Below are 21,229 nucleotides of genomic sequence, written 5' to 3'. Positions count from 1 at the left end.
AGCACACCAGCACAGTTTGGAAAGGATCCCTACGTGCACAAAATCGTTGTCATCTCAAGTGGTTTGTCGACGCCATCCACAACTCGCCAACTCGCTGACATGCTCTCGAACGCAACCAGCACAGCGATTTCTGCACGAGGCGAAAATGCGGAGATCCACGTCATCGAGCTGCGTACTCTAGCTCGGGATCTTGCGGACCTCTTTACCGCCGGCGGCATCGCGTCCGTCGCCTTGGATGACGCGCGAAATCGCACCGCTGCTGCCGATGCGATCATCGCCGTGACTCCGGTGTTCAAGGCATCGTACAACGGGCTATTTAAGATGTTTATTGACTCTCTTGATGACGATGCCTTGCGCAACGTCCCCATTCTTCTCGGCGCCACGGCAGGTACAGCGCGACATTCGCTGGTTATCGACCACACCCTTCGCCCTCTCTTCTCCCACTTCGGAGCGAGAATTGCCCCGACCGATGTTTTCTCGGCGACAGACGATTTTGGAAAGTCAACCTTTACAGGCGACCTGCACCAGTCCGCTCCCCTGGCTGAGCGCGCCCAGCGAGCTGGTCGAGAACTCGCCGAGATGATCCTCACGACTCATGTTGATGGCTTAGCCTCTACAGACCGCCCTTCAGGCGCTGGACTGAACACTTCTGGCGTGTCTTTCACGGATCTCTTGGCCGACCATTCCGGCTAGTCTCGGTAGATATGTCCCGACCTGGTATCCGCTTTACGACGATTGCCGTCACCAGCATCGTCGTTGCGTACTTCCTTGGTCTGGGTAGCCTCATGGCTCAACATCCGCCTGGCTTAGCTCCTGAGCTCGACCCGGCCACGCCGTACCAGGGCTACATCAATCTAGATCGCGAGGTTGACACAGCTAGTGACGTCCCTTCCATGTATACGCAAACTGGCGACAGCGTTCCATTCGGAGGCATCTCGGGGATCGATCATCTTCAGGGCTCACGATATCTAGCCATCAGTGATGATCGGGCGCTTCAAGGTCCGGCTCGGGTGTACGAATTGGAGATTGCTGCTGGTGAGGATTTCGTCGCAAAGCACACGGACGCGCGGATAACCAGAACGATCGGTCTCACCGACACGCATGGAATCCCATATGACCGTGGCAGCGTCGATCCGGAGTCCATTCGTGTACTCCCTGATGGAACATTCCTGTGGACTTCCGAGGGGAACACCCGCAAGGCCATCGAAGCGGAGATCATTCATTCGTCTCCAGACGGTCGGGAGCTGCGTAGATTCTCGCCGCCTCCGTATCACCGGGACTTTGCGACGCGACGTGTCGTGAAGAATAATCGCGCCTATGAAGCGCTCGCAGTTTCTCGTGATGGCCAGCGTGCGGTCGTTGTTACCGAGTTTCCTCTGAGCCAGGATACAGAGGCGCAACAGATCCCGGCGGGCTCAAGTGGGCTCAGCCGTGTCACTGTCTACGATGTGCCAACGGGTCAACCGCTGAGCGAGTTTGTGTATCCATTATCAATGGAGCTGCAGAACACGGGACATCCTGGTGTTTCAGAGATCATCGCCGTCAATGATGATGCGACAGAACTCATATTCCTGGAACGCACCTATGGATTCGTAGCCGGAAACCGTGCCTCGCTGTTTCGCGTTTCGCTGGATGCCATCGCTCAGAATACTGCCACGAATGTACTTGGAAAAGATCGCCTTGACAGCAAGGAGAAGCCATTGCGCAAACGACCCATCTTCGAATTTCCGTACTTGCCGACGCACCCCGACAATGTGGAGTCGTTGGCGTGGTGCGAAGGTCGTCGTGACGTTCTATTTGTCGGTTCGGACAACAATTTCAGCTCACTGCAACGCAGCCTGCTACACGCCGTTAGCTGGCGCTAAGCAGTGCTGAGCATTCTTGCTGAACTCTACTGAGCGAGCTTGGCAGAAAGAACCGACGTGAGCTCGGAAAGTGAGACGGCTTCCTGATCATGGGCTGCCAAGTCCTTCAACTGAACTTCGCCAGCCTCCAACTCCGATTCACCCAGGACAAGCGCGAAGCGAGCGCCAGCGCGGTCTGCACCCTTCATGGCACCCTTGAGACCACGCCCGCCGTACGACATGTCGGCACGGATACCTGCGTTGCGGAGCTCGTTGACGAGCGCCACCATACGACGACGGGCGGCGTCGCCAAGTGCAACACCATAAACATCGACGCGACGACCGTCCGAGACCTGCTTCTGCTCCGTCTCAAGAGCGAGCATGGCGCGGTCTACACCCAGGCCGAAACCGATGCCCGACAATTCTTGACCACCGAGCTGCGCCATCAGACCGTCGTAGCGACCGCCACCACCAATACCCGACTGTGCACCGAGACCATCGTGAACGAACTCGAAGCACGTTTTGGTGTAGTAATCCAAGCCACGTACCATGCGTGGATTAATTGTGTACGCAATGTTCATGTCATCAAGCAGGCCAGTGACTGTTTCGAAGTGTTCCTGGCACTCAGCCGACAAGTAATCCAGCATGAGCGGAGCATCGGCAGTTATTTCCTTGACTTCCGGACGCTTGTCATCGAGGACACGCAATGGGTTAATCTCTGCACGCTTACGAGTCTCTTCGTCGAGAGGCAACGCGAACAGGAACTCCTGGAGCTTAGTGCGGTATTCAGGACGACAGGAATTGTCGCCGAGGCTGGTTAGTTCAAGACGGTACCCGGTCAGACCGATTCCGGAGAAGCAAGCATCGGCCAAGGCAATCACCTCAGCATCGAGGGCTGGATCGTCGACACCGATGGCTTCGACGCCCACCTGCTGCAACTGGCGATAGCGACCAGCCTGCGGACGCTCGTAGCGGAAGAACGGGCCAGCGTAGGACAGCTTGACTGGCAACTGACCGCGATCCAAGTTGTGCTCGATAACTGCGCGCATCACACCTGCAGTACCTTCTGGGCGCAGAGTTACGGAGCGGTCACCACGGTCTGCGAAGGTGTACATCTCCTTTGACACAACATCCGTGGATTCACCGACACCACGGGCAAACAAACCAGTTTCTTCGAAAATAGGCAGCTCGATGTGCTCGAATCCAGCTAAACGGGCACGATGCTGGAAGTAGTTGCGCACTGCCTCAAACTCGCGGGATACCGGTGGAAAATAGTCCGGTACACCCTTGGGCGCGGAAAACGGCTGAAACTTGGTCTTCTTCTGCTCGGTCACGTCCGATACTTTACCGTTCGTTACTGAGACGAAGTTACTTGACCTGCGCCAGATACGGATTTGTTGCCCGCTCTTGGCCGATAGTCGACGTTGGGCCGTGTCCGGGAAGGATCATCAGGTCGTCGTCTAATGGGAGGACCTTCTCACGGAGGGACGTCATCATGTCCTCGTGGTTGGCACCTGGAAGATCGGTGCGCCCAATGGATCCGGCAAAGAGGACATCGCCACTGAAAACAACCTCATCTGCGCCGTCTGACGTGCGAAGCATCAGACAACCTGCAGAATGCCCTGGGGCATGCAAGATCTGAAAAGCAAGACCAGCAAACTTCAGTTCATCGTCACCTTCGAGATCTCGAATATCCTCTGGGACCTCCATCTCGCTGGCACGGAACATCGCGCCCAAGTTGCGACCTGCCCCAACCAGTGGATTTGCAATCATATGTCGGTCTGCCGAATTGATATACACCGGAATATCCCAGTGCTTGGCGACGGAGTCAGCATCGCGGGTGTGGTCAATATGGCCGTGAGTGAGCAACACTGCCTCGGGCACCCAACCGCGCTTTTCACATTCGGCCTTCAGCTGCTCGAATGCGCCCATTCCCGGATCGATAATCACGCAGGGCGTGGACTCACCTTCGATAGCAGCATCGGAATGAAAACCAGTTGCCACGTAACAATTTGTTTGAAGCGGTCCAGCCGCGAATCCAAGAATCTCCATGCCTGAATCGTACCGACTTACCCCGTGCCTATTCACAGAACAACTGTTAACAACAGTATTGTGACGTTAAGCGATATACGTACTTTGAAAAGAGGCATCTGTGACCGACAACAAACAGCGGCGCCACGATTCGATGAAAGAACTCGATCGTGCTTTGGCACGCCGCGACCGCGCAGAGAAGACAAAGCCGTTGGGTGTTGTCGTTGCGACGCTAGCTATTCTCGTCGTCATCGTCGGTGGCATCTGGCTACTAACGAAGCAAGGTGATGAAGCCGACACCACAGCAACCGAGACAAAAAACAACGAGCCTAAGGCCGTTGAGCTCATGGCGATGCCGGTTGACGGCGAACTCATCCCAATGAAGCGCGAGCAGGCATTGCCTGAAACGGTCACCTGCACCTACGACGATGACGGCGAAGCAGCGAAACCCGTCGACAAGCCAAAGACGGAAAATGTTCCTGCTAAGGGCAAGGTAACGGTAACCCTGAAGACCAACCAGGGCGATATTCCAATGGAATTGGATCGTGCGCTCTCCCCTTGTGCAGTTAACGCAATTGAGCACTTGGCCAAGTCCAACTTTTACGACGACTCCATTTGCCACCGAGCAACTGGTGGCATGTTGAACGTCTTGCAGTGCGGCGACCCAACGGGCACTGGTTCCGGCGGACCAGGTTTCAAGTATGCAGGCGAATGGCCAATCAAGGATGCAAACCTGGATATGCAGACGCCGATGATCTACCAGAAGGGTTCCATTGCAATGGCAAACCCAGGTGATCCAGATGCGAATGGTAGCCAGTTCTTCTTGAACTGGGCTGACTCCAACTTGCCTCCGCAGTATGTCGTTCTCGGCTCAATGTCCTCTGAAGGTACAAATGTCGCTGAGAAGATTGCCGGCAACGGCATTGAAGGTACCGAAGGAATGACCGACGGTAAGCCATTCAAGGAAGTTCGCATCGAGAAGGCAGAAGCCAAGTAACTCGATCACCTCGAGTAGCATCACACACCGCAATTGGGCCTCAGCCGGGGCTTAGTTGCGGTTTTCTTTCTGTCAAGGACTATTCCTACCTCATCCCCCGTGGTTGGTACTACCGTCGCTACTGTGTGGCTGCTTCTGCTGGTGTCTCGAATCCCCCAATTCAAGCCGACACAACACCACAGTGAGGTCGGGCAGAAACGCGACGGAAAATACCGTGTGGACGACCCCGAATCCATCAGCGCAATAGGACTGCACTGACGAAACGTTGCCTTCCAACTGCCACTATATGTAGCTGCTCAACACTTAACGACTGTTTCCTATAAAGCAGTCGAACGTGAAATCGTTACACTCTTTAGGCCTTGTATCGAATGTGAAGCCAATCGTTTGCCAAACCCCCAGGAACCGGGGTCTTGGCCGGACTTTTGGCTACTAGCAGTACTTCCGCGGGCCGGTTCGAGGTCAGCTAGTTTTAACCCCACGTTTAGCTAAAGGGGGTAACAATTAGCCGCCACTAGTGACCCGGAACACGTCGTACACGCCTTCGATGCCACGTAACACCGTGATGATGTAACCAAGCTGCTTAATATCAGACACCTCGAACGTAAATCGCATGACTGCGACGCGGTCGTCAGCTGTATGCGAAGAAGTCGCGGTAATCGGCACCTTCTGATCCGAAATGACGCGCGTGATCTCTGACAGCAACCCATGACGATCTAGAGCTTCTATCTGTACGGTGACAGTGAAGACTGCGCCACTGGCACGATCTGCCCATGAGACATGGATAATCCGTTCTGGCTCTTCTTTGAGCTTTGCTGCATTTGTGCAGTCAATACGGTGTACGCTGACGCCACCACCGCGTGTCACGAAACCAAAGATCTCGTCTCCAGGCACCGGCGTACAACACTTGGCCAACTTGGCCATCATGTCTGCCGACCCTTCCACCAAGACTCCTGCCCCATCAGCACGTGAACGTTTACGGGGCTCTTGGAGCTTCGACAGCGGAGTACGCTTTGCCAACTGATCGACAGCATCGTCTTGGCCTGAGAACCGCGCCATGAGCCTGTTAGTGACGTGGCGTGCCGTAATAGTACCGTCACCGATAGCCGTGTACAGAGCGTCGACATCAATCAGATTCAGCTCAGAGGCAATCTGCTTCATTGATTGCGGAGTGAACAAGCGGTGCATTGGCAAGCCACCACGCTGGACCTCCGCAGCCAGAGCATCCCGGCCGGCTTCCAGAGCCTCTTCACGACGCTCCTTCGCAAACCATTGCCGAATCTTGGCCTTCGCTCGCGGAGACTGAACGAATTCTAGCCAGTCTCTCGATGGGCCCGAATCAACGTCCTTTGACGTGAACACTTCGACGCGATCGCCGGTCTTCAACGAAGACTCGAGCGCGACCAACTTGCCATTGACCTTGGCGCCAATACAGAGGTGTCCAACTTCAGTGTGGACTGCATATGCGAAGTCAACCGGTGTTGAGTCTGCCGGAAGCGTAATCACATCGCCCTTTGGCGTAAAGACGAAGATCTCGTTAGAGGCCAGGTCATAGCGAAGTGAGTCCAGGAACTCGTTTGGGTCCGCTGCTTCTCGCTGCCAATCCAACAATTGGCGCATCCACGCCATCTGATCGACTTCAGCTTTATCTCCCTTGTGGGAGCCTTTGCTTTCCTTATAGCGCCAGTGCGCCGCGATGCCGTACTCGGCGTTGAAGTGCATTTCTTGCGTACGAATTTGCACTTCAAGAGGTTTGCCACCAGGTCCAATTACCGTAGTGTGCAACGACTGATAGACACCAAATCGTGGTGCCGAAATGTAGTCCTTGAAACGCCCAGGCATCGGCTGGAACAACGAATGCACAGCACCCATCGCCGCATAGCAATCCTTGGTGGAGTCCACCAATATGCGAATGCCCACCAGATCAAAAATCTCGTCGAATTGATGACCTCGAACGATCATCTTCTGATAAATCGACCAATAGTGCTTCGGTCGACCCATCACCTGAGCCTGAATATGGCTGGTCTTTAAACCTGCGGTGAGGCTTTTCGACACTTCTCGCAGATACTGATCACGCTGCGGAGCACGATCGGCAACGAGACGCACAATCTCTTCGTACTTCTTCGGATAAAGAATGGCGAACGCTAAGTCCTCAAGTTCCCACTTGATACTTGCCATACCCAGTCGGTGCGCAAGTGGAGCGATGACTTCCAGGGTCTCCCGAGCCTTCTTGGCCTGCTTCTCCGGGGGCAAGAAACGCATTGTCCGCATATTGTGCAAACGGTCGCATACCTTGATCACCAACACCCGAGGGTCTTGGCTCATAGCAACAACCATCTTGCGAACAGTTTCTGCCTCGGCAGCGGAACCTAACGCGACCTTGTCGAGCTTCGTGACGCCGTCGACAAGCCGAGCCACTTCTGGACCAAAGTCTTGAGTTAGATCATCAAGCGAATAGTCGGTGTCTTCGACCGTATCGTGCAACAAAGCCGCGACCAGAGTCGTGGTATCCATACCGATCTCTGCGGCGATCGTTGCAACAGCGAGTGGATGGGTGATGTACGGCTCGCCAGACTTACGACGAACTCCCTCATGCAGCCGCTCCGCGGTGTCGTACGCCTTTTGCAACTGTGACAGGTCAGCACGCGGATGAACCTCTTTGTGTACAGCGACGAGTGGGTCCAATACTGGACTCACCTTGGTCCGGCCACCAGTCAAACTGCGCGCCAAACGAGCACCATATCGGCGCGGAGAGAGGTCTGCCATGCGTTTCTACCCCTTTTTAACCACAAACACTGGCAGATCAGACAGACGCTCACGTCCACCAAGACCAGCCACTTCAAGGACACAACAGAAGCCGGAAACTTCTGCCCCACACTTTTCCAGAAGCTTGCGGGCTGCGCCCATAGTTCCGCCAGTTGCAAGCACATCATCCACCAAAACGACGCGCTTTCCCTTCAGCTCAACACCATCCGAAGGGATTTCCAGTGCGGCCTTGCCATACTCCAGTCCGTACTCTTCGGTATGAACAGGCGGAGGCAATTTGCCCTTCTTGCGAATAGCTAACACTCCAAGGCCCATTTTGTACGCCACCGCTGAACCGATCAGGAATCCGCGTGCGTCAAGGCCTCCGATAAGCTCCGCACCGTACTCCTCGCACGCCGCAGCCACCTCATCGACGATAAGGCGGAATCCCTCAGGGTCCGCCAAAACCGGGGTCAGGTCTTCGAAAAGCACGCCCTCCTGAGGAAAGTCAGGAACCAAACGGATCAGGTCCTCTAGGGCTTCCTTCGCATTCGCGTATGACACGAAAATCCTCACTTTCAGAGGGCAAAAACCAGCAATGACGGGTATCAAATCACGATACCCGTCATTGTCTCACAGTTGGAATTAAGTTATTACTCAGATGGACGGTGTCCCCCGGTGGCTACGTGCTTCTGACGTGAAAACCTACCGACCAGGGCGCCACGACAGCGAACCGCTCGGGCGATCATCGTCACCTGGGCTCAGTTCTGGCGTGACGACGCGTCGTCGTGAAGCAGCAGACTCAGCTGGAGCCTTGGTGGCTGGAGTTTCATCCAGATCTGCCATTGCCTCGATACCCTGATGGTCTGCGCCACCAGCGCGTGCCTCGGCGACCTTGGCATCATGATCCCGGAAGGACTTCTGGCGATTCTTCAGCGAAACCAAGAAGGGTGATGCAAGGAAGATTGATGAGAACGTACCCTGAATAATGCCAATCAGCTGGACCAATGCGAGGTCCTTCAGGGTACCGACGCCCAACATGCCCACAGCGATGACCATGAGCGCAAGAATTGGCAGTGCGGTCGACACCGTGGTGTTAATAGAGCGCATAAGCGTCTGGTTTACCGCAAGGTTGACCAGCTCTCCGTAGGTGCGCCGCGTTGACTGTTTGAATCCAGCGGTGTTCTCCATGACCTTGTCAAACACCACGACGGTGTCATAGAGAGAAAACGATAGCACGGTCAACAAACCAATCACAGTTGCCGGGCTCACCTCGAAACCGATGAGAGCGTAGATGCCTGCGATGACGATGCCGTCGATAAGCAAAGCAGCAATGGCGGAGATAGCCATGTCACGCTCGAAACGAATGGCGATGTACGCAAAAACGAGGCCAAGGAATACTGCCATCGCCAGCAACATGCGGTTGGTGATCGCACCACCCCAGGACTCAGACACCGTGGAGTCACCGATCGCATCGGGCGATGGATTGCCAGTTGCATCCTTTGGCTGGAACTTGTCAAAGAGAGCGGCGCGAGCATCGTTGATCTTGTCTTCGCCTAGACGCTCAGACGTGATTTCAAGAACTCGGGCGTCGCCAGCACCAATGATCTGCACAAGCTGCGGAGAAACGCCGGTTGCTTCCTTGAATACCTGCTCGACCTGCTGTTCATTTGCAGTTTCTGGTGGCATTGTCATTCGCGTGCCACCCTCAAAATCGATACCAAGGGTGAAGCCGCGAATAAGCATCGCGCCAATAGCCACCACCAACACCATCGCGGTGATGGCATACCAACGACGACTACGCCCGACAATGTCGAAACCGCCAGCACCAGTGTGCAGCCGGTTCAAGAAACCGCCCTTGGCATCCGCATCGAGTGATGCGTCGATAGTCGACTCGTGGGACTTGGTAGAAGTGTGATCAGACATAGTCTTTACTTCTCCTCTTTGGTCGAGGCGGCAGCGAAACGACGCTGATGATTCTGCTCGGCAATCTTCATGATTCCACCAAAGCCATTCATCGATGGCTTAGCCAAACCAGGGAACTTCCTGGTTGCAAGGATCACCAATGGGGCGGTGACCAGGAAGGCGGTGATGATGTCGAACGCCGTCGACAAGCCAAGTGTGAACGCGAAGCCACGGACATCGCCCACAGCCAGAATGTACAAAACCACAGCGGCGATAACGGACACGAAGTTACCAGCGAGAATCGTACGACGAGCATTACGCCAAGCATGTGGCACTGCGGATCGGAATGTCCTGCCGTTGCGGATCTCGTCCTTGATGCGTTCGAAGAACACAATGAATGAGTCAGCGGTCGTACCAATCGAAATGATGATGCCTGCGATACCCGCCAGATCCAGCGAGTAGCCGATCCAGCGCCCCAGCAATACGAGGAGTCCGTAGATCATGGCACCTGCTGCAGCCAGAGAAATAATCGAGATAGCGCCAAGACCACGGTATAGAGCAACGGCGTAAACGATGATGAGCAAAATACCCACCAGGCCTGCAATCAGACCAGCCTGCAGCGACGCGGAACCAAGCGTTGCTGGAATCGTCGTTGCGGTGCCACCTGGTTCGCCATCTTCACCCGCGAAGCTCAGTGGTAGAGCACCATAGCGAAGGTTATTCGCAAGCGTCTGTGCTTCGTCAATGGTGAAGTCACCAGTAATACGAGTCGCCTGGCCTACACCAGTTGCTTCCTGAATGACTGGTGCAGAAATCACCTGAGAGTCAAGGACAATGGCAACCTGCTTCTGCAGGTTTTCCTCGGTCAGCTTGGTCCAGGTACGCCCACCAGCTTCGCCCTTATTGGACTTGAAACTGAAGGAAACTTGTACCTCGCCCGACTGCTGATCAAAGCCACCGTTGATTGGCGCATCGGTATCAATCTGGTTACCAGACAAGCGCTCAGCATCTGGCTTTCCTTCTTGCCCGACGAGCTCTGGTGCAGGTGCCAGAATGATGGCACCCTGACCGTCTGGGCTACATGTCACCAGCGGCTTGGCGGGATCATCAGCACCCTGCAGCGCATCAGTGCCATCATTCTGACCACACTGCATCAACGCCGCAGCTGCGACCTGCTCGGTTGGGTCTTCCGTCTGGCGTGACTCAAGCAGTACGTCTCGGACCTTTGTGCGCAGGTCCGCGGCTTCGAGCGAGTTGGAAGGAGTTTCAGGAGCCTTAGCGTCGATCTTCGGCGCTTCACCGACATTGACGTTCAACTCAGCAGGTACTGGTTGTCCTGGGTTCTGCTGCTTGAACTGATCGATGGCAGCCTGGCTGCCCTTCTTCACTTCACTATAGAAGTCGCCAACTCGCTTGTTAGCTTCCTCTGGAGTCAGCAGGCCAACTTCTACCCACTGTGATGCCATGTCAGTGAAGATGCCCTCTAGCTTGTTCTGGTCAGGTGTACCAGGGTTTTCCAACACTGGACGGAAGAACAACTGCGAGGTTTGACCGAGCGCACGGGCTTCCTGCGAATCTTCGCCTGGCACTGTGATGACCAAGGTGTCGCCATCGGCGACCACCTGAGCGCCTGTGACGCCCATGCCGTTGACACGGTTCTCCAGAATGGTTCGTGCCTGATTAAGCTGATCTGCAGTCGGCTGCTCGCCCTGCGGCACCAGCGTCACTCGCGTACCACCCTGCAGGTCAATGCCGAGTTTCGGAGTTGCTTCGCGGTTTCCTGTGAAGAAAACCAGTGAGTAGGTTATTGCCAGAATGAGCACGAACAGCGCGAGCAGCCATTTCGGCCACGATGCGTTCATTCGGCGCCCCTTGACGCGATTTGAGCTAGCCAAGGAAATGCTCCTGTAGAAAATTTGACGTTTAGTGGGAATAAGAAAGGACGAATTAGTCCTTCTTGGTTGTGTCCGAGTTCTCGTTGTTCAGCTGAGCTGCGTCGTCAGCAAACTTCTCTTCTTTGGCAGCCTTGTGCTGCTCAACAGTGAGATTGCGAGCGACGGCGCCACGCTGCCAACGCGTTACGACGCCGTCCGCTACAGCGAGATCGACCGTCTCGTCGGTCGTATCGACGACGATGCCGTGCATGCCGGAGCCAGTAACAACTTCCATGCCAGGAACGAGCTGTTCCTGCATTTGACGGATCTCACGGAGCTGCTTGTTCTGTCGGAAGGTCTGCCAGAGCGGTACTGCCAACAAGATGGCAATTAGTACGAGAAGCATGAATGGTTCCATGAGGCACGAGTCTATCGGGGTATGCCTAATCGTGACCCAATTGACCCGGCGTGGCGGTCTCCCCCGTTGACCCCACTAGTACTGGCCGAGTGCCCCTTCAGGTGGTGTCAAGCCGAGATGATGCCACGCTGCGCCTGTTGCTACCCGACCACGTGAAGTGCGTGCAATCATGCCTGCTCGCACAAGATAGGGCTCGCAGACCTCTTCGACGGTCGACGATTCTTCACCGACAGCCAATGCCAGCGAATTAACTCCAACGGGGCCACCGCCATGACCCTTGACCAATGCAGTGAGCACTGCCCTATCTAGCCGGTCAAGCCCCAGTTCGTCGACATCGAAGACAAGGAGCGCCGCTCGCGCCGCACCCAGGTCGATGACACCGTTGGCATGCACATCAGCGAAGTCACGAACACGACGCAGTAGTCGGTTCGCGATACGTGGCGTACCACGCGATCGAGATGCGATTTCTTCGGCCGCTTCCGCAGTGATGTCAACGCCCAGGATTCCTGCTGCACGGGTAACGACTCGCGTCAGGTCATTCGTATCGTAGAACTCCATCTGAGCTGTGAAACCAAAACGGTCGCGCAACGGACCTGTGAGCATGCCAGAGCGAGTTGTCGCCCCAACCAGAGTGAAGGGCGGAATCTCCAGTGGAATAGACGTTGCACCCGGCCCCTTGCCGACGATCACGTCGATACGGAAATCCTCCATAGCCATGTACAACATCTCTTCGACGGGCCGGGCGATGCGGTGAATTTCGTCGATAAACAGGACATCGCCTTCGAGGAGGTTCGACAACATAGCTGCCAAGTCACCTGCGCGAATCAATGCTGGCCCGGATGTCATCCGTAGCGATGAGCCCATTTCTTGGGCAATGATCATCGCCATTGTCGTCTTTCCCAAACCTGGCGGTCCGGACATCAAAATGTGGTCGGGCGCTACACCACGTCCTTTGGCACCCGCCAGTACCAGGCTCAGCTGTTCCCGAACCTTGGGTTGGCCGATGAACTCGTCCAGTGATTTCGGACGCAGACCAGAGTCTGCATCTACATCGTCAATATGCGCCTGTGCATCGACGTCGCGCTGAAAGTCCACGGACATGTCACGGGGAGACGGCACATTGAACTCTGTGCGCTCGACATCACTCATGTTCTACGTTCCTACTTCTTCCCTGGTTCTACTTGGCTACCCTTAACGACCCAACACTTTGAGTGATGCCCGCAACGCCGCCGACGTGTCCATCGTTGCATCGTCTCCAACAACCGCCTCCACCGTGACCTGCGCTTCGTCTTCCTTGAAGCCAAGACCCACCAGCGCGGCTACTACCTGCGGAATATCAGCTGCCAATGCTACGCCCGCACCACGTGGAGTTTGACCTTCTGCGTTTGCGTCGGCACTGCTTGCCGACGCATCGACGTACACATCAACCTTGCCCTTTAATTCAACCAACATTCTTTCGGCCATGCGCTTGCCCACACCGTTGGCAGCCTGCAATCGCTTCGCGTCGCCGTGCATCACTGCGTGCGCAATCTCACTCGGAGAAAGCACGGTCAAGACCGCCATGGCAATACGAGGACCCAACCCCGATACGGTTTGCAACAGGTCAAACATCTCGCGCTCAGGGGCGTTGGTAAAGCCATACAGCGTCATTGCATCTTCACGGACAATGAGCGTCGTCAGCACGAACCCTTCTTCACCGCGGGTGAGTTGAGCCTGAGTTTTCGGCGTCACTTGTAGCAGGTGACCAACACCAGCACACTCGATGACAACGAAGCCAGCGCCCATGTCTGAAACCGTGCCCCGCAACGATGCGATCATTTCTTTTCTTCCTTCTGCCTGTTGTGTTGGTTGTGTAACTCTTGCAGCCTGTTAGTGACAGCAGATTGAGCCTCCCGCTGACGACGTAGCAGTGGCGCACGCCAGCAATGACAAATAGCGATTGCCAGTGCATCGGCCGCATCCGCTGGTTTTGGAGGTGCCGACAACCCAAGGATACGAGTGACCATCGCGGTCATTTGCTTCTTATCTGCCCGCCCGTTGCCGGTAAGTGCCTTCTTCACCTCGGACGGTGTGTACATGTACACCGGGATTCCGCGACGAGCTGCGGCTAGCACGAGAACCCCCACCGCGTGTGCCGTATGCATGACAGTGGACACATTGCCGCGCTCGAACAAACGCTCCATCGCCACAACATCGGGCTCATACCGATCCATCCACTCCTCGGCGGCGTTGGACAACCGAAGCAAGCGATCCTCCAGGGAAGCATCCGAAGGAGTGCGTGCGACACCCACTGCAATGGGCACGACCCCACGGCCTTGTCCGCCGTCCGCGACTGACAAGCCACACCGCGTGAGGCCTGGGTCAATACCCATGACGCGAATGTACTGGGGCGTAGTTGCCACTCGGAGTTGTCTCCTTTGTTGTCTGCGACCGGGATCCTGTCGATCGGTTGATCTTGTGTTGTCGATCTCAGTGTGAATCCCACGCCAGAATTACCCGAACATGTGTGCGTTCGATAATACTATCGAATACAGAGTAGCGCAGTTAGCATCGGGCGAGCTGGCACAGTACGTTAATGGTTATGAACTCACCCAAGAGCTTGTACCGTCGCCTAGCTATTGCAGAAATGGTGACGTGGGCCCTGCTGTTGTTCGGTCTTGTGTTGAAGTACGTAACAAAAACTACCGAACTGGCATCGACCATCTTCGGCGGTATTCACGGCTTTGTCTTTCTTTCCTACGCCGCTGTGACGATTATCGTATGGATCAATCAGCGTTGGTCGGTCGCGCGTGGCATCCTCGGCCTGGCTTCGTCAATCATCCCGTTCATGACCGTTCCGTTCGAGCGTGCCACTGAAAAAGCTGGGCTCCTCGACGGCCCATGGCGCTTCACCGACCTCAACGAAAAGCCTCGCGGCATCTTCGAAACGATCCTCGCGACGATTGTTCGTCGCCCTGGCTTTTCAGCCGCAATCATTGCTGCTGTAGTCATGATTGTGTTTGTGCTGCTTCTTCTTGCTGGTCCACCGACGCAGTGGTTTGCCTAGCGACAACACGGTTCAACAATAAAGTCCGTAACGCCTTCCCTATTTTGGGCAAGGTACTACGGACTTTTCGCGTATACGGAGCTACACCGGCAACACGCACGGCGTCGGCTCACGTCACTGACACACTAGTCGTTGTCGAGTTCCGCCATGACTTCGTCACTGATATCAGCATTCGAGTAGACGTTCTGCACATCGTCAGAGTCTTCTAGGGCATCAACCAAGCGCATGAACTTGCGGGCACCTTCAGCATCAAGTGCGATGACGTTCTCTGCGCGGTAGTCCTGTTCTGCGGAATCGTATTCGATGCCGGCGTCGACAAGCGCGCTACGCACGACCATCATGTCGGTGAAGCCGGCGACAACCTCGAAGTGGTCGCCGAAATCATTGACTTCTTCAGCGCCGGCATCGAGAACTGCCATCAGCAGATCGTCTTCAGTCAGCTCGCCCTTTGGCACCATGATGATGCCCTTGCGTTCGAACATGTACGACACCGCGCCGTTATCGGCCATGTTGCCGTTCTGCTTGTTGAAGGCAGAACGTACATCTGACGCTGCGCGGTTACGGTTATCCGTCAAGCACTCAACGATGACTGCGACACCACCAGGTGCGTAGCCTTCGTACGTGATGGTCTCCCAGTCAGCGCCACCAGCTTCTTCACCGGAGCCACGCTTCCGAGCGCGCTCGATGTTATCGTTTGGAACCGATGCCTTCTTGGCCTTGCGGATCATGTCTTCCAGCGTCGGGTTCGCGGAAGGGTCGCCGCCGCCGGTACGTGCAGCAACTTCAATGTTCTTGATCAGCTTTGCGAACTCTTTACCACGCTTAGCGTCGTTAGCCGCTTTCTTGTGCTTGGTAGTAGCCCACTTTGAATGGCCAGCCATCTGGTGGTTCCCAACTCCTTGTTGAACAAAATAAGAACTTTCGCTGAACCACTATAGCCCTGTCGGGAGCCAGGCCCTATGCCACGCGCACGCACTCACGCAAAAAATACTCATGAACGCGCGTTTCTACCGTCGACTCTGGATGGAAACTCGTCGCCATCACATTGCCTTGTCGCACTCCGACTATTGCTTCGCGACGATCTACGCCCGGCACCGACACCGTCGACAGCACTTCGACGACGTCGCCGATGCTTTCCACCCACGGCGCACGAATGAACGCCGCATGTAGTGGTCGCGAATTCTCGCTGGTGGTTCGGATACCAGCGAAGTTTAGGTCCGATTCAAAAGAATCAACCTGACGACCAAATGCGTTTCGGCGCACGACAATATCCAACGCCCCCAGTGCCACAGCGTCGTCGCGAGTATCCAATATTGACGAAGCCAACAGAATCATGCCAGCACACGTCCCAAATGCCGGCAGCCCGTTGTGGAGTGCAGCCCGCAAGGGCTCCTCGAGCTCATTGAAGACCATCAACTTGCTCATGGTCGTGGACTCGCCACCAGGCAAGATCAGGCCATCAATACCGTCGAGGTCGCGCGGTAGCCGTACCTTTCGGGACTCGACTCCGAGAAGATTGAGGATATGCCGGTGCTCTTCTACTCCGCCTTGTAGCGCTAAAACGCCAATTGTCGGAACAGCCACTAGTCGAAATTCTCACTTTGCCGTTCAAACTTAGGCAAACACGGCACTGGCTGAACTCCCGGCTCGAGCTTCCGTGTCAATCCCTCCTGTGTGACCACTGCGACGAGATCGCCCTGTTGGTTGAAGATGCGTCCATGTGTCAATGCCCGTCCGCTGTCTGCAGAAGGCGAAATCTGGTCGTACAGTAGCCATTCATCAGCGCGGAATGGACGCAAGAACCAGATGGCATGGTCAAGGCTGGCTTCCTGCACCTCTACGCCCTTATGCGGCACTAACGCCGATGACAACAGCGTCATGTCGGACATGTAAGCGAGGGTGCACATGTGGAAAGTCTCGTCGTCAGGCAGCTTCTTCTTCGACTTGAGCCACACGACCTGGTGCGATGCTGTGTAAGGATTGTGCGGGTACTGGTCTTCAGGAATGACGCGGATGTCCCAATCCTGCCACTCTTTTAACAGCAGCTTTCGCGTGTGCGACATTTCGGAGGTATCCATGACGACGTCGTCTGGGTGCGGAACTTCACGCATGCGATCTGTGTGTTCGATGCCCTCGTTGCCACGACGGAAGAAGCTCACTTGCATCATAAAAATGGTACGACCATCTTGGACTGCACGAACGTGCCGGTGACACAGCGTGCGACCATCTTTGATGCGGTCAACCAGGAACGTGGTTGGCATGTGCGGACGGCCGGGGCCCACGAAATAAGCGTGCAACGAGTTCACGGAGTATTTCGGCTCCACCGTCTTCGTCGCGGCGACCAAGGACTGTGCAGCTACCTGTCCGCCGAACGTACGCTGCAGGATCGACTCAATAATAGGGCCTCGAAAAATGTCGAGATCGATACGTTCCAGATCAAGTATCTTGCGAATATCCGCCATAAACTGCTGCCTGCCCCTAGAAAAGAATCAGTTAAAAAGAACCAGAAATGCAAAAGGAAGTAGTCCCGCGTGCAGTGCTCACTCGCAGTGCCCGCGCGGACATACTTCCAATATTAGTGGGATTTGCCTAGCGCTGGCTTACCAGCCACGCTCAGCCAACCGGTGTGGTTGCGGAATCTCGTCAACATTGATTCCGACCATTGCCTCACCGAGGCCACGGGAAACATCCGCGATAACCTTCGGATCATCGTAATGCTGGGTTGCCTGCACAATTGCCTTTGCACGCTCGGCAGGGTTTCCAGACTTGAAGATACCGGAGCCAACGAATACGCCTTCAGCACCGAGCTGCATCATCATTGCAGCGTCAGCTGGAGTTGCAATGCCACCCGCAGTGAACAGGACGACTGGCAGCTTGCCAGTTTCGGCTACTTCGCGGACGAGTTCGTATGGAGCCTGCAGTTCCTTTGCAGCAACATACAGCTCGTCTGGAGCCATCGACTTCAGACGGTTGATCTCCGCGCGAATGGTACGCATGTGGGTCACTGCATTAGAAATGTCGCCCGTACCTGCCTCGCCCTTCGAACGAATCATGGCAGCGCCCTCGTTGATACGACGAAGTGCCTCGCCCAGGTTGGTCGCACCACAGACAAATGGAACTGTGAAATCAAACTTGTCGATGTGGTTTGCGTAGTCCGCTGGAGTCAACACCTCGGACTCATCGATGAAGTCAACACCAAGAGACTGGAGAACCTGAGCTTCTACAAAGTGTCCGATCCGAGCCTTTGCCATCACCGGGATGGAAACTGCGTTGATAATGCCCTCGATCATGTCCGGGTCAGACATTCGAGAAACGCCACCCTCTGCACGGATATCCGCTGGGACGCGTTCCAGCGCCATCACTGCGGTTGCACCGGCATCCTCAGCGATTTTCGCCTGTTCCGGGGTGACGACGTCCATGATGACGCCACCCTTCATCATCTCCGCAAAACCGCGCTTTACGCGAGCCGTGCCCTGCTTGATGTTAGCTTCGTTGCTCAACTACGAACTCCCTGTTTTCGTCAATACATTCACTGTGTTTGGCAAGGCTAGATTTCAACGCGGTTGACGACGGACAACCGCGACAAACCACGGCCCCATCCCTAACCTATTTCAGTCACTATACCTGCCGATATGTGGCGCTGTTCACGCGCCTAGTGGTGAGCAAATACGCGAAGCACGACTGCTAATCGCTCTGCGAGGCGACAAACATATCGACGTACTCAGGAACTGGCGCGGTACCGGCCAGACGGAGGTATTTGACAAACGGCTGTCGTCGCAAAGCTCGAGTATCAGTGACCGCATCATTGTAGAAGCGACGGGCAAGCTCAACGCGCGTGTACGCATCGTGGAGTTCGATAGCAAGCGCTGGTTCCGGGCACTGCTTCTCGACGAGCTGGGTCAATTGAGCAGTGAGCTGATTTTCAGCATCAACGCGCGCAAAGGGATCGTCTGCAGTCAGTCGCAGTGCTTCAGCCTTCGTCGTCATCTCGGCGAGCTCCGGGTATGTTGCGCGGGCAATTGCAGCGCGACGGCCAAGAGCAGCTTCCAGAGCGCTACGAGCGAGGTCAGTACGGATATGCATCCGGTTCAGTCGCGTTGCTGTCGCGGATGCAATCAAGCCCACAAAAGCAAGAACAACGAGAAGGATACAGAGGACTACTGCCCACACCGGAACTGAAACCATGCTGGATACCTTAGCGGTAAATGCTTAGGCCAACACGACTCGCTCGCCGTCCATACGAACAGTGTCGTACACGGTCAACACTTGGTCAGCGATGCTGGACCAGTCGTACTCCCAGGCACGAACGTGGCCCTTGTCAATGAAGTCTGCTGCCAAGGCGTCGTCACTAAGCATGCGCAAAATCTGACGGGACAAATCTGCAGAGTCTCCATTGCGGAAGTGCAACCCGTACTCTCCATGGTTCAGAACGAGTTGGAATGCATCAATATCGCTAGAAATCACTGGAGCGCCAGCAGCCATCGCTTCCACCAAGACGATGCCGAAGCTCTCTCCACCAAGTTGTGGCGCAATGTAGGCGTGCGCGGACTTCAACGCAGCAGCCTTTGCTTCTTCAGACAAACGACCAACGAAATTCAACACATCTGCATTTTCACCCGCGCGGCGAACAGCCTGAGACTTGTCGCCATCACCGATAACCATGACTTCTAGATCCGGGAACTTACGACGCACTGCGGACAGTGCATCGAGCAACACGGGAAGGCCTTTTCGGGGTTCGTCGAAACGCCCGAGAAAAACCAGCCGCTTCGTACCGTCTGCAGGAAGGCCAACTTCAGGAACTTCCTCAGGCTCTGGGGCATCCTCGTAGTCTTTCACTCGGACACCATTGGGAATCAGCACCGGATCGCCACCGAGTTGCTGCACTTGCCAGCGTCGAGCGACTTCAGACACTGCTATGCCACCGCGAATGCGCTCGAGCAATGGCCGGAGAAATGGCACAGCGAGCTTCAAGATCAGTGACTCGGTTGCTGCCGAGTGATACGTCGCAACGATTGGTCCCACTGCCGCACGTAGAGACAACATTGAATAACTGGGCGAATTGGGCTCGTGTATATGGAGCACATCGAAGTCATTGCGCTCAATCCATTTTCGAACTTTGCGCTGGGTGATCGGCCCGAAGGACAATCGCGCGACAGAGCCGTTATACGGAATGGGAATCGCCGCTCCACCCCGAACAACGAATTCAGGGACATCAGCGGAATCGCCTGCCGGCCCGATCAGACTAACGTCGTGCCCTCGACGAATGAACTCGCTACACAAATCGACTGCATGTGCCTGAACTCCACCCGGTACATCAAACGAGTACGGACACACCATTCCAATTCGCATGGCCAGACGATTCCTTTCTAACTGCACAAGGTGGGGCTTCGTACCAGCGACTCTACGGTACGGCTCAGCACGACCGTCGTTAACGATCTTTACGACGACGCTTCCGATCTGCCATCCACAATGGCTGGAGCATATGCCAGTCAGCTGGATGAGCCGCGATATCTTCCTCCATGCAGGTTGCGATGTCTTGGACGATGGCCGGAAGCTCACGTCCCTGCGTCGGGATCTGCTCCCCGATCTTCATGCCCCAACCGCCATACGTGTCGATAGCCGAGGGCGGTGTGAACCACAACCCCACTGCGTGAAGTGTTGCTCCGGTTTCTCGAGCGAGTAAAGCTGGGCCCGCTGGCATCGTTGTCTTCTCTCCGAAGAAGTCGACTTCGACACCGCGTGCGCTCATATCACGGTCACCAAGAAGACAGACAATGCCACCATCAGTCAGTACTCGCTTCAATTCATCGAAAGGAGGCTGACCGCCGATGTGCGGAAGAATGCGGAAACCCAGGCTTTCGCGGAACTCTACGAATGCATCGTAAAGAGACTCTGGCTTCAAACGTTCGGCGACTGTCGTGAACTGCGCGACTTCTTCGGCGAGCCACATACCAGCCATGTCCCAATTGCCCATATGTGGCAAAACAAGGACTAGTCCTTTACCGGAAGCGTGTGCAGCATAAACCTGATCGAGTCCGATCCCATGCGCCGTGGCTCGTTCGGCCATATATGGTCCGGCTACCCGGGGCAGTCGAAATGCCTCAACCCAATAGCGAAGGTATCGTCGCATCGATTCTCGAACCAGAGAATCTGGAACGTCTTCTGGTTGACACCTCAACACGCGGGCCAGGTTCTTACGTAGCTGAACAGGGCCAGCACCCACGCGACCTTCTTTGTCAGTTGTCGCTTTATCTGCCACCTTGCGTGCAATCGCATGGACCATGCCCTCTGGAAGGCGAGCAACAACCTTCCATCCCGCGATGTAGCCGTAGGCCGTCACCGTTGATTTAATGCTGTCGAGTATTGACATAG

General features: G+C 55.5%; 21 protein-coding genes. 4 read left to right on the top strand and 17 right to left on the bottom strand.

The window, feature by feature from the left end; genetic code table 11:
* Positions 1-33: 33 nt before the first annotated feature.
* Together WG934_RS05470 and WG934_RS05465 are read left to right on the top strand one after the other, a co-directional pair.
* On the top strand, positions 34-693 hold the full coding sequence (locus tag WG934_RS05470) for a CE1759 family FMN reductase (RefSeq protein ID WP_339989026.1): 660 nt from the start codon (positions 34-36) through the stop codon (positions 691-693).
* A gap of 11 nt (positions 694-704) precedes the next feature.
* A complete protein-coding gene (locus WG934_RS05465; RefSeq protein WP_339989024.1) occupies positions 705-1,865 on the top strand; it encodes an esterase-like activity of phytase family protein in 1,161 nt (386 codons plus the stop codon).
* 26 nt (positions 1,866-1,891) lie between these two features.
* Here the strand turns inward: WG934_RS05465 and hisS are convergent, their stop codons facing one another.
* The gene (gene hisS, locus WG934_RS05460) at positions 1,892-3,178 is read right to left on the bottom strand and encodes a histidine--tRNA ligase (protein WP_339989022.1); all 1,287 of its coding nucleotides are present in this window, start codon (positions 3,176-3,178) and stop codon (positions 1,892-1,894) included.
* Between the two features lie 34 nt (positions 3,179-3,212).
* Positions 3,213-3,896: an MBL fold metallo-hydrolase gene (locus WG934_RS05455; RefSeq protein WP_339989020.1), complete on the bottom strand. Its 684-nt coding sequence runs from the start codon at positions 3,894-3,896 to the stop codon at positions 3,213-3,215.
* A gap of 100 nt (positions 3,897-3,996) precedes the next feature.
* Between WG934_RS05455 and WG934_RS05450 the strand changes: the two genes are divergently transcribed.
* Positions 3,997-4,872 carry a peptidylprolyl isomerase gene (locus tag WG934_RS05450; protein WP_339989018.1) on the top strand — a complete coding sequence of 292 codons (876 nt, stop codon included), beginning with the start codon at positions 3,997-3,999 and terminating at the stop codon, positions 4,870-4,872.
* A gap of 501 nt (positions 4,873-5,373) precedes the next feature.
* On the opposite strand, the gene WG934_RS05445 is transcribed toward WG934_RS05450, so the two are convergent.
* The 8 genes from WG934_RS05445 to ruvC all read right to left on the bottom strand — a co-directional run bounded on the left by WG934_RS05445 (position 5,374) and on the right by ruvC (position 14,183).
* Complete coding sequence (locus WG934_RS05445; RefSeq protein ID WP_339978322.1) at positions 5,374-7,635, bottom strand: RelA/SpoT family protein; 2,262 nt, start codon at positions 7,633-7,635, stop codon at positions 5,374-5,376.
* A gap of 6 nt (positions 7,636-7,641) precedes the next feature.
* Positions 7,642-8,178: an adenine phosphoribosyltransferase gene (locus WG934_RS05440; protein WP_339978320.1), complete on the bottom strand. Its 537-nt coding sequence runs from the start codon at positions 8,176-8,178 to the stop codon at positions 7,642-7,644.
* Between the two features lie 141 nt (positions 8,179-8,319).
* Entirely contained in the window at positions 8,320-9,540 is a 1,221-nt protein-coding gene (secF, locus tag WG934_RS05435) for a protein translocase subunit SecF (RefSeq protein ID WP_339978318.1), read from the bottom strand.
* A 5-nt stretch (positions 9,541-9,545) separates the two neighbouring features.
* A complete protein-coding gene (gene secD / locus WG934_RS05430) occupies positions 9,546-11,381 on the bottom strand; it encodes a protein translocase subunit SecD (RefSeq protein WP_339978316.1) in 1,836 nt (611 codons plus the stop codon).
* Between the two features lie 85 nt (positions 11,382-11,466).
* Positions 11,467-11,811: a preprotein translocase subunit YajC gene (gene yajC, locus WG934_RS05425; protein ID WP_339978314.1), complete on the bottom strand. Its 345-nt coding sequence runs from the start codon at positions 11,809-11,811 to the stop codon at positions 11,467-11,469.
* A gap of 75 nt (positions 11,812-11,886) precedes the next feature.
* Positions 11,887-12,960, bottom strand: coding sequence for a Holliday junction branch migration DNA helicase RuvB (gene ruvB / locus WG934_RS05420; RefSeq protein ID WP_339978312.1), 1,074 nt, complete (start codon positions 12,958-12,960; stop codon positions 11,887-11,889).
* Between the two features lie 42 nt (positions 12,961-13,002).
* Complete coding sequence (gene ruvA, locus WG934_RS05415) at positions 13,003-13,629, bottom strand: Holliday junction branch migration protein RuvA (protein ID WP_339989016.1); 627 nt, start codon at positions 13,627-13,629, stop codon at positions 13,003-13,005.
* Positions 13,626-14,183 (bottom strand): crossover junction endodeoxyribonuclease RuvC, encoded by a 558-nt coding sequence (ruvC, locus tag WG934_RS05410; protein ID WP_339978857.1) that lies wholly within the window; start codon positions 14,181-14,183, stop codon positions 13,626-13,628. The genes ruvA and ruvC overlap by 4 nt, the downstream gene beginning before the upstream one ends.
* 209 nt (positions 14,184-14,392) lie before the next feature.
* Here ruvC and WG934_RS05405 point away from each other — a divergent pair, with 209 nt between their 5' ends.
* On the top strand, positions 14,393-14,857 hold the full coding sequence (locus WG934_RS05405) for a DUF3817 domain-containing protein (RefSeq protein WP_339989014.1): 465 nt from the start codon (positions 14,393-14,395) through the stop codon (positions 14,855-14,857).
* Between the two features lie 125 nt (positions 14,858-14,982).
* Here WG934_RS05405 and WG934_RS05400 read toward each other — a convergent pair whose 3' ends face one another.
* The 7 genes from WG934_RS05400 to WG934_RS05370 all read right to left on the bottom strand — a co-directional run bounded on the left by WG934_RS05400 (position 14,983) and on the right by WG934_RS05370 (position 21,227).
* Positions 14,983-15,738, bottom strand: coding sequence for a YebC/PmpR family DNA-binding transcriptional regulator (locus WG934_RS05400; RefSeq protein WP_339989012.1), 756 nt, complete (start codon positions 15,736-15,738; stop codon positions 14,983-14,985).
* A gap of 76 nt (positions 15,739-15,814) precedes the next feature.
* The gene (gene pdxT / locus WG934_RS05395) at positions 15,815-16,441 is read right to left on the bottom strand and encodes a pyridoxal 5'-phosphate synthase glutaminase subunit PdxT (RefSeq protein WP_339989011.1); all 627 of its coding nucleotides are present in this window, start codon (positions 16,439-16,441) and stop codon (positions 15,815-15,817) included.
* Positions 16,441-17,319, bottom strand: a complete 879-nt coding sequence (locus WG934_RS05390) for an acyl-CoA thioesterase (protein WP_339978302.1) — start codon at positions 17,317-17,319, stop codon at positions 16,441-16,443. Before WG934_RS05390 ends, pdxT begins: the two co-directional genes overlap by 1 nt.
* A 138-nt stretch (positions 17,320-17,457) precedes the next feature.
* The gene (gene pdxS, locus WG934_RS05385; RefSeq protein WP_339978300.1) at positions 17,458-18,357 is read right to left on the bottom strand and encodes a pyridoxal 5'-phosphate synthase lyase subunit PdxS; all 900 of its coding nucleotides are present in this window, start codon (positions 18,355-18,357) and stop codon (positions 17,458-17,460) included.
* A gap of 184 nt (positions 18,358-18,541) precedes the next feature.
* Positions 18,542-19,042: an NUDIX hydrolase gene (locus tag WG934_RS05380; protein WP_339978298.1), complete on the bottom strand. Its 501-nt coding sequence runs from the start codon at positions 19,040-19,042 to the stop codon at positions 18,542-18,544.
* A gap of 24 nt (positions 19,043-19,066) precedes the next feature.
* On the bottom strand, positions 19,067-20,206 hold the full coding sequence (locus tag WG934_RS05375; protein ID WP_339989009.1) for a glycosyltransferase family 4 protein: 1,140 nt from the start codon (positions 20,204-20,206) through the stop codon (positions 19,067-19,069).
* Between the two features lie 79 nt (positions 20,207-20,285).
* On the bottom strand, positions 20,286-21,227 hold the full coding sequence (locus WG934_RS05370) for a phosphatidylinositol mannoside acyltransferase (protein WP_339989007.1): 942 nt from the start codon (positions 21,225-21,227) through the stop codon (positions 20,286-20,288).
* Positions 21,228-21,229: the final 2 nt, after the last annotated feature.

Origin of the sequence: Corynebacterium sp. H78, from assembly GCF_037572275.1 — a bacterium.
Classification (GTDB): Bacteria; Actinomycetota; Actinomycetes; order Mycobacteriales; family Mycobacteriaceae; genus Corynebacterium.
This window is presented reverse-complemented; position numbering and strand designations above follow the sequence as displayed.